Origin of the sequence: Agitococcus lubricus, assembly GCF_003051055.1 — a bacterium.
Taxonomy (GTDB): Bacteria; Pseudomonadota; Gammaproteobacteria; order Pseudomonadales; family Moraxellaceae; genus Agitococcus; species Agitococcus lubricus.
On record NZ_QAON01000037.1, the window covers coordinates 1 to 9,035 of the forward strand.

At 38.7% G+C, this 9,035-nt stretch carries 8 protein-coding genes; all 8 read left to right on the top strand.

Going from position 1 to position 9,035, the window contains the following annotated elements; genetic code table 11:
• Positions 1-162: 162 nt before the first annotated feature.
• Positions 163-567 (top strand): heme oxygenase-like domain-containing protein, encoded by a 405-nt coding sequence (locus C8N29_RS16040; protein WP_107867082.1) that lies wholly within the window; start codon positions 163-165, stop codon positions 565-567.
• Positions 568-653: 86 nt separating this feature from the next.
• On the top strand, positions 654-4,706 hold the full coding sequence (locus C8N29_RS16045; protein ID WP_107867083.1) for a hypothetical protein: 4,053 nt from the start codon (positions 654-656) through the stop codon (positions 4,704-4,706).
• Complete coding sequence (locus tag C8N29_RS16050; RefSeq protein WP_107867084.1) at positions 4,703-5,179, top strand: 2Fe-2S iron-sulfur cluster-binding protein; 477 nt, start codon at positions 4,703-4,705, stop codon at positions 5,177-5,179. The genes C8N29_RS16045 and C8N29_RS16050 overlap by 4 nt, the downstream gene beginning before the upstream one ends.
• Positions 5,180-5,210: 31 nt before the next feature.
• A complete protein-coding gene (locus tag C8N29_RS16055; RefSeq protein ID WP_107867085.1) occupies positions 5,211-5,903 on the top strand; it encodes a V4R domain-containing protein in 693 nt (230 codons plus the stop codon).
• 10 nt (positions 5,904-5,913) lie between these two features.
• Positions 5,914-6,648: a hypothetical protein gene (locus tag C8N29_RS16060; protein ID WP_107867086.1), complete on the top strand. Its 735-nt coding sequence runs from the start codon at positions 5,914-5,916 to the stop codon at positions 6,646-6,648.
• 31 nt (positions 6,649-6,679) lie between these two features.
• Entirely contained in the window at positions 6,680-7,264 is a 585-nt protein-coding gene (locus tag C8N29_RS16065; protein WP_170107021.1) for a globin family protein, read from the top strand.
• Between the two features lie 12 nt (positions 7,265-7,276).
• Entirely contained in the window at positions 7,277-7,957 is a 681-nt protein-coding gene (locus C8N29_RS16070) for a hypothetical protein (RefSeq protein WP_107867088.1), read from the top strand.
• A gap of 2 nt (positions 7,958-7,959) precedes the next feature.
• On the top strand, positions 7,960-9,035 hold a 1,076-nt coding region (locus C8N29_RS16075; protein ID WP_107867089.1), incomplete at its 3' end, for a serine/threonine protein kinase.

Sequence of the window (9,035 nt, forward strand, 5' to 3'; positions counted from 1 at the left end):
TAAATTCAGGGCTAAAACGTTTTGCCATTTCTTCTCTCCAAACATAATTCTTAAATTAGCTTTAGAGGGAATAATTGTCCATTTAGTTGGCTAGGATCATACATCGCGTATCATCTATTAGAAACTCAAGGCATCTTAAAGCTATGCGCTCAACGTTATCACTTGGGCTTTAAACTACTGCCATATAGCGATTGGTTAAGCACAGACTTAGCACATTTGCATGAAAAGCCCCTCAATTATCATTATCAAACACACTATGTGCCACATACAGAGGCAGAAATATTAGGATGTTTATATGTGATACTTGGCTCTTCGATGGGTTCACGTCGTATTGCTAATGCGTTGCAAAATCATAGTGATACAACTATCCAAAAAATAGATTTTTTCACTAAGGTTGCCGAAAACAGTTCAGGCTTTAAATACATACTGAATCAGATTGAACTCAGTATCTCAAACACCCAGCAACAACAAGATTGTATTAACGCAGCAAAGTCTACTTTTACTATTTTTATTGACAGCTTTGATCTTGTTAATCCATTACAAAAAATAGAGAGTGCCGTATTTTAGAAAACATCAACTCAATAATTGATGTTTATGGAAGCTAAATGCTTAGCTTAAAAGGCTTCTTACATTAATTCGGAAAAATAACAATTATGTACCCTTCTCTCGCTAACCAATTATTTATACATGATCATAATAGTTACTTCTCACTGTTGCATTCTGACAATGGTTTGATTTCTGAATGGTTAAATCGGCATAAAGAAACTATTTTATCAGACTTACTCTTAGAAAAATCGTTGCGTCGTCTTCTCGCAAAGGAAGATCAGGAAGTTAATAAACTTTATGATCTGGTCATTACCTTGATTGCCAAGTATGAAACATCAAAAAATGGTCGTTTTTCTTTGTTTATTGTAGAGTTAGATTCGCTTATTACACGCCACACTCAGCTAGAAACTGAGCAAATTGAACTACTTTTTAACGCCATATTTCTGGCGTTAAGCCATAGCTTAGAAGACCGTTTATTAATTTTAGTAGATAAAAACTTCCAAGAAATTAGTCAACACTTAAGACTTACAAAGTGCCTAGAAAAAAAATTCTCAACTATAGAGCAGACCTCTCAGAGAATCAGCCAAGAATTACTACAACTGAATATCAATCGTCGCTGGAAAATTAATGGCACTACCTTACAGCAATATATCAATAACTTTCTCAATGAGCTTTTAAGTTATCGTTGCGATAACACAAAAAATTATGGCTTCTTTTATGGGCTTTGCTTTGTCAAAAACTTTCTAAAGCATGAAAATCTAATGTACTTAGATTTCTTAGAACTACTCATTTTGAAGTTAGAAAGAGAACTATCCGATATTCACAGCATGACGTTTCATGGCACAGAACTCTTACTCGGTGCACTCGACCGCTTCCCTTTTATTCATTTAATAACAACGCATTATAGTAAACATCTCGCATCGTTAAGTCCTATTGATGACTTAATACTGTTCAGAATTTTGCTTGACGCTAAAAAAGATAGTCAGTTACAGCAGATATGGACACTCATGCTAAATCCCTTATGTTTAGCCATAGATGCAGAAAGGTTGGTTGAACTTAAAAATGAACATCATATTCTAAAAGATAAACTGCGTGTTGAGTGTGAACGCTTACAACTAGACTGGCTAGATAGTGCATTTGACTATTTGTTCAAAGTTTCCTCTAGCTTGCTTGACCATAACCATATCACTAGATTAATTGAGCCTAATATTCATAGTTTTGTGATAAAAATCAGCGAAGGCCTGACCGATAATTATGGAATTATCAAACTACGCGATCAATTAGTCGGTGTTTTTTTATGTGCTCACTACGCATCACTTGTCAGTACAGATATTCTGAGCTGTAAAAATAGATTCCGATACGAAATGAGCATGCAGTTAGACTATACATCTCATCTTAGTGTTTGGAAAAAATATAAACAAATCAGTTTAGCACTGGCACAACTTGATATTAATATTGAAAAAATACCCAGTGTTAACCTAGCAAAGGTTCAAAACATATTTAAAGAGCTAGACCCTGTTATTTTAGATGCCATACATACTAATACGTTGTGGTGGCCAAAATCCCTGAATATTGATACTTTTGCCCAAGATTACCATGGTTGTCGTCAAGAAGATTTAGCACTTTTATTGATAAAACTCTTTATTTACAAAAAGACTTTTAGCACTAAATCCATTAACTATTTAATTGCTTATTTAAGCAGCCACTTAAATCTTACTAATCAAGTTAGCTCTTATGCCAAAATCCGTAAGATTCTCTCATCAATTTATGACCAACTTTCTACTGAGCCTCATGTTACAGAATTTTCTAAATTAATCAGTCAACTACTCAGCCGACTACATGAAGCCACTGCCGCTAAAAATCTCCCCATTCATTTGACTGAAATTATTGAAAATACGACGAACAGTGGCACTAAAAGCTTTGCTAACACATTACGGGAGCATCCAGAATGGACACCGCCAAATGGCAATGAACAAGCATGGCAGCTTGGTAAACAAGATAATCTTTGGTTATTACGTAAAATAAGCCAAGTTTTTAGTTTGGGACTTAATAATAGCCAACAACATCTTTTTTGGTGGTTTTCTCTGGGTGTTGCTAAACATATTAGGAATGTGCCACTAAAATTTCTTTCCGCAAATTTGAATGCCTTATCTCAAGCATTATTTGACGCATTATCCAGTGACGAAGCCTTAGCCATCTTAAACATTATCAAAGCCTTGTATCGCTCATCATTTGGAATAGAAACTGATATCTATGAAAATAGCCCTGATATGTATGTTCCCAGCATGCTCAGTAGTAAAGTGTGGCAACAAGTCTTTCGCACGCCTTCGAATAAACACCTGTTATTCCAAAAACATTTCAAAGCCTTAGTCGGATGTGCGCCTCCTTTATTGGAAACCGTTGCCGAACAATTACCGATGCGACTGACAAATTACGGTGATGAAGAGTATGCATGGCAACAATTATATCCACACTACTACGCACTCATCGAAACGCATGGCTCTGTTGTCATTGAAGAGACATGGCACGAATGGCTCAATGCGATTAGCCATCAATTACCCACAGGTGCGGGTACTTTTTGGCTATCTTCATTGACTTATGCTTTAGAACCCATGCGTCAAATAGGTTTAGCGATACAGTTACGTAAAAACCAAGACAAAGTTCGCGAACATATGGCAGTTAAAATCGCCGATGAACGGATTCAGGTCAATGAGGCTGCAGGTCTAAGGCCCGCACTTCTATCGTCATTATTACAAAAAATCTCTCTGCATTTGATGACCGACTCCCCGTCATTAGCTGCACTTAATATAGGTCGTTATTTAGTCTTTGAAGGCAACAATATCTACAATTTTTCCACACGTACATGGCGCTTATTATGGCTAGGACTCGATGAGTCTCTGCGTCCACACTTAAATAAAACAGAAGCCCACGCTTTAGATATTTGGACAAGCCAATGGCTCGCTATGACAGATTTACTGCCTAAGGTTAAAAACTTTTCTAACACTTTATTCAATAACAAACAACTGAGTTTTGCAGACAGTTATGACGAAGAAATGCAATGGCGAGAAGTAATCAGTGGCATTTTAGCGTCTGCATTAACAGCGAATGCGGCGCCTTACAATGGCGGTAGGCTGGCTCAGCGTTTAGCACTCAGTTGTTCGATATTTGCACGAGAAAATCCTGCTTCATGGAATGAACGTCGTTTAGGCTTAGAACAAGTTTATGATTTGATTAAAGACCCTATTCTGCGCGGACGCTTGACGGATAGACATAGTCAAATTGCGACGGTGTTGTTTAATAGAGAGCGACTCTTAGAAGCGGGTGATTTACAACCCACCCATCAATACAGTCTGATGTTTTCTGAATTTAACTGGGCCAAACACTTATGGCGCTTTGCATCACTGACACGTCAGCTAGATGAAGGGCGTATTGGCGCAAGTTATGACGATTCGATTATTGCCAACTTAAATCATGATCTGCCACCCAACAGTACGCAAGTGACTCAAATTGGCGAACAAATGAAACAGGCCTTTGCCTTTGAGATTGGCCATGAATTAGTCAAAAAACGCTGGTTAAGTAATCAAAAGCTACCTTTGAACAAAGGACAAAGTACCAGTTTGAAACTTATTTTATGTCTTGCTCCCTTACAAGACCTGCTACCTGCACAGGTCATTCGTGCACAAATCAGTCATTATATTAATTTTGGCTTTCACCACGAAAATACCGCAACCAATCTTGAATATTTTAGTGTTTTTTTTGAGAACTTAAAAAAAGACAGACTCAGCAATCATCTATCAGAACTTGTCTTAGATAGGCTATATGAACACTGTGTGTCTGTCCTGTGCGCCAATCGCATCAGCCATCAGCGTATTTTTATTAGTAAAGAAATTCGTTTGGGTCATACCGAACACAAAACCGAACTCACAGATTTGTTTATGGCGCATTGGTCAGTTTTCATGCGATATCATCAAGGTGACCTTGATATTCGTCGTGCCATTGAAGTGTTAAAAACCGAATTTTTCAACAACGAATGGGCAGTGATCAAAGAGAGCATTTCTCTCATTATCAAACAAATGATTAAACACGCATCCAATACTGAGCAAAAGTTTCTTAATGAACTATCAAATGTTGCCTTAAATGTTCAGGAGTCTGTGCAATGAAAAGCGTTGTCTTTAGTGCCGATCATCAGCAGGCGATTATTAATACGGAACAACGACTTCTAGACGCCTTATTAACTCGAAAAGTCGAGGTAAAAATGCTGTGTAGAGGTCGTGGTATGTGTGCGACTTGCCATGTGTATGTGACTAAAAATCCACACAGCCTAACACCAATGACCGATAGAGAAAAACTGACACTCTCCGTGTTAACAGGTGCACAACCCAATAGTCGTTTGGCATGTCAAGCGCATGTGTTGGGCGATGGTGTCGAAATTTCACTGCCGACGGGGTTATATATAGAGTCTTTTGCCGATATTGAAGCCTTGATTGGTAAACGTACAACAGCACCGATACTACACCCTATTACTGGCAAAATACTGATACAAGAAAAAAAAATCATCACACGCTCAGCAATTGCTGAATTACGGAATGTTGATGTGGATATTCAACAATTATCCCTAGAAAAATCACGCTAGAACCACTAATAGACAAGAAGGAAGACTCGCTATGAACGAGACCAACAATCTAAATTATGACCCTATTGACCCCACAGATGGCGGTTATCGTGGTTATCATAATTACTTTATGCCTGAAGAATTTTTTAGCTATGACGCAGATAAAGGCGCGTTATTTCTACGTGATGGTCAACGTGCAGCCAAAGTTACCGATGCCTTTATCAATAGTCTACATTTAGGTATTGAAGAAGAAGTGGGTGCAGCCAGTGCCTTGATGATGTATCAATGTGGCCATGCTTGGGGCTTACAAGATATGAAACGTTTTGCAGCACGGATGCGTCAAGAATTTGGCGGAGGAAAACGTGATATATGGCAAATGAATACCCGTTTTGTATTTGAATCATGGTGGTGGCCATTAACCATTAGTGGTTTTGGCGCATGGAGTTTAGATTTATCGTTTCAAGATAAAGGCCTCACAGTGGTGGAAATTAGAAACTCTGCGGTCGCACGTTCAATGAAACTATTAGGTAAACCTGTTTGTCATTTGTATGCTGGGATGTTTGCTGGCGTATTCACTTACTTTGATCGTAAAGACAGAGAATGTATAGAAATTCAGTGCTACTCGATGGGCAATGATGTATGTAAGTTTTTAATTGGCGACAAACAAAGAATTAATGCGGCTGAATTTTGGCGACAAGAAGGCGCGAGCGCGAATGAAATCTTAGCGCACTTAGAATCAGAATAAGAGCCGCATCATGAATACATCTAGACTATATTTTTTGCGGCAATTTGCCAATACAGTACAAAACGCTTTAACAACATCGGCTAATACGACACAAAATGAGGTATTAGCTACTATGTTATCTACTCTGCATCATGCGAAAAATATAGGCAACTCTGTGACTGAGTTGAGTCAGTTAACGCAAAATACTTTTGTTGCAGAGATGAGTCAGATACCTCCGCAAACTCACGATATCCAATCAACATCTGTCCGTTTAGAGGATAACGAAGCCAATGCACTCACCGAAACACAACCGATTATTTGGCAGGATAATCACGAATCACACGCCTCGCCTGTCGATACGATTTCCTCGGTCAGTGCTGTATTATCGGCAGCCAAACAGGCTACAGAACATACTCATAAAAGCGTATGGCAACAAGCTATTACCATAAATAGCACACAAACGGCTGCAAGTTTCTTTCCCTCATTACCATGGCTCACACAAGAAGTCTCTAGCGCTTCAGATTTAGTCTCACCAACTAGCAGCCATGCCTTTTCGTTTACTGATCCGTGGGACACTCAAACAGCACATAGTTTTTTTCAGGGTATTTCTTGGACGACCCCTACAAAAAATATTTCAATTTCTGCTGCTCACGGTGCCCCGTCTGCTGTCATACAGCCTGACATCATACAACAGCAATATGAACAGGGCTTACACCCTGTACTCGATTTTTTTGGCGCACTGCCTTGGAAAGGCTCAGTGCACTAACTACCTAAAAATAGAATGAATGGAGAAAAAAATGCCAATTCCCGTTTTAGAACCCACCAGTAGTTTACGTAAACATCCTGAAATAGCAGATATCTTTAAGCAAAGCGAAAATCGACATTTTACAGAAGAAGAATTTGTTGAATACCTACGCTGCTTACCTGAACACAGTCATCGTGTCACTGCGGCACGCGAAATTGCCGCCGCTGAACAAGGTGTTGTTGAACGCGTTGTCAATGAAATTTTTATGTTATATCCCTTTGAGAAAAAACATGCGTATTCACGTACCAAATGCCTGAGAGATATTCGCAGTGTCAGTTGTTATGCAACGCTAGCGATGTTAATGAACGATCCGCATTGGTATAGGGACAAATTATTATTATGGTTAAGAACCATTCTACAGGCTCTGTATTTTCCTGAACGTGAAATTGTACAACGTAAAACACTGTTTGGCTCACAAGATGATAATGAGCTCCAAGATTTAGCCCCCAATCAGAAAGCCATTTATGAAACCTACACCAAGTTAAAAAACAACTATAGAGAGCGGCTGTCACCAGAGTCTTTCTCGTTATTTGAAAAATACTTACAACAAACGATTGACACTTTGTCATCTAAATGAGTGGACGCCAATATGAATAATATCTCTACTCAACAGGCTAGTATGACGCAAACACTCGTTAATCAAATATATGACCAATTATTTGGTGATGCCAGCCAAAACTTTGACCTATATGAAGGCACTATTTTTAGCCCTGCTAATCATCGAATTGTCTATTTGAGTGCTGACATTATCCGTGGCATTTATGAAGCACTGAATTATGAAGCGGGAGAAGCATGGCGTGTCATTCTTAAAAATTGTGGTTTACGCTGGGGCAAGCGTATAGCCACCTCTTTTGATAAAGAGCTGCGAACCATTGCCAATAGACGCTTAGATACACTGACGGTAAACGAATACCTCAATTTACTGGAATCTTATTTTTCTATGCACGGTTGGGGCAAACTCAGCATTAATTTAGGGGAAGCGGAACGTTATGGCATCGTCTCTTGCTTACTGACGCATAGTATCTTTTCATCGGTATTGCATAATGTGGAAGGGACAGTCAATTGTCTGATTGAAGGTATGTTACAAGGTATTTTTAGTGGCATCAGTAACCATGAGCTCATGTGTTTAGAAATTATCTCTGCCGCTCAAATAGAGCCTGCCGAAAACTATTTTATCCTGACCGCCAATGAGCGTTTATCTCCTTTAGAAGATGATATTAATAATGGATTATCAGTGGAAGATGTCATGTATAGATTAAAAGGACATTGATTATGATGGCTGAACAAATTCCTTTATTACCCACACGGTATCAACTACAGGATCAACTTTCATCGGGACAATCGGCACTGGTCTTCAAAGTATGGGATAAAGAAAATGAACAATTTGTCTTAGCCAAAATATTTAGTAATGACCATCAACGCGCATATCGCCGCGAAGCGGCGGCGGCACTTGCACTAAAACATAGGCATATCATTTCGTGTTTGGATACATTTTATTTGACAACGGGTGAAGCCTGCTTAATTTATGATTTTTTACAAGATGGGACTTTAGGGCATTTTATTAAACAGAATAAGTTAGCCAAAAAGGACATTCTTAATATTCTCGAAAATATCTTGTCAGGTCTAAGCTGCTTACATAAACATGGTTTTGTTCATTGTGACCTCAAACCAGAGAATATTTTGCTACGGATTAGCGCTGAGCATCAAATGATTGAGGCGATTATTGCCGATTTAGGCTCTGCAACGCCTATTAAAGAAGCGCGCTCTGGCAAACAATCCATGGGTAGTCCTGCATATACCGCGCCCGAACGCTTATATGAAGGTTTTAGTACATCTAGCGACTTATACAGTGTCGGTATTATTGCTTTTCAATTAATAACTGGGCATCTACCGTTCATCGGAGATGTTCAAGAAGTCTATCGTGCGCATTTAAGTCGGCAGCCTGCAATTCATGAAATTAAAGACAAAGAGTTACAAGCCTTTATTGCCCTACTTCTCGAAAAAGACAGTCATCAGCGTATTGCCTCTAGTGAAGAAGCCATTCATATTCTACAAAGACTCTATCAACCGATTATCAATCAACACTCAATTGAAATGAGTGATAACAATCACGTAAAAACACATCAAACGCTGTTAAACATAGACACCTTAGCTATTCGTCCAAAACAAAAGTGGGAAGTTAAACAACTCCCTAATAGCATCTTATTAAGTGGTACAAACCTGTGTTTGGGCATGGTTTATCATGACTATATGTGTAATGGTTTAATAGAACAGGACACTTTGATAGGTAGTATTTATACTGCAAGTAGAGGTGTTTATGAAAGCAACGAAGTCAATGAAAAAGCCGA

Coding starts and splice junctions, on each gene's coding strand:
- C8N29_RS16045 (WP_107867083.1), top strand. CDS start 654: ATGTACCCTTCTCTCGCTAACCAATTATTTATACATGATCATAATAGT.
- C8N29_RS16050 (WP_107867084.1), top strand. CDS start 4,703: ATGAAAAGCGTTGTCTTTAGTGCCGATCATCAGCAGGCGATTATTAAT.
- C8N29_RS16055 (WP_107867085.1), top strand. CDS start 5,211: ATGAACGAGACCAACAATCTAAATTATGACCCTATTGACCCCACAGAT.
- C8N29_RS16060 (WP_107867086.1), top strand. CDS start 5,914: ATGAATACATCTAGACTATATTTTTTGCGGCAATTTGCCAATACAGTA.
- C8N29_RS16065 (WP_170107021.1), top strand. CDS start 6,680: ATGCCAATTCCCGTTTTAGAACCCACCAGTAGTTTACGTAAACATCCT.
- C8N29_RS16070 (WP_107867088.1), top strand. CDS start 7,277: ATGAATAATATCTCTACTCAACAGGCTAGTATGACGCAAACACTCGTT.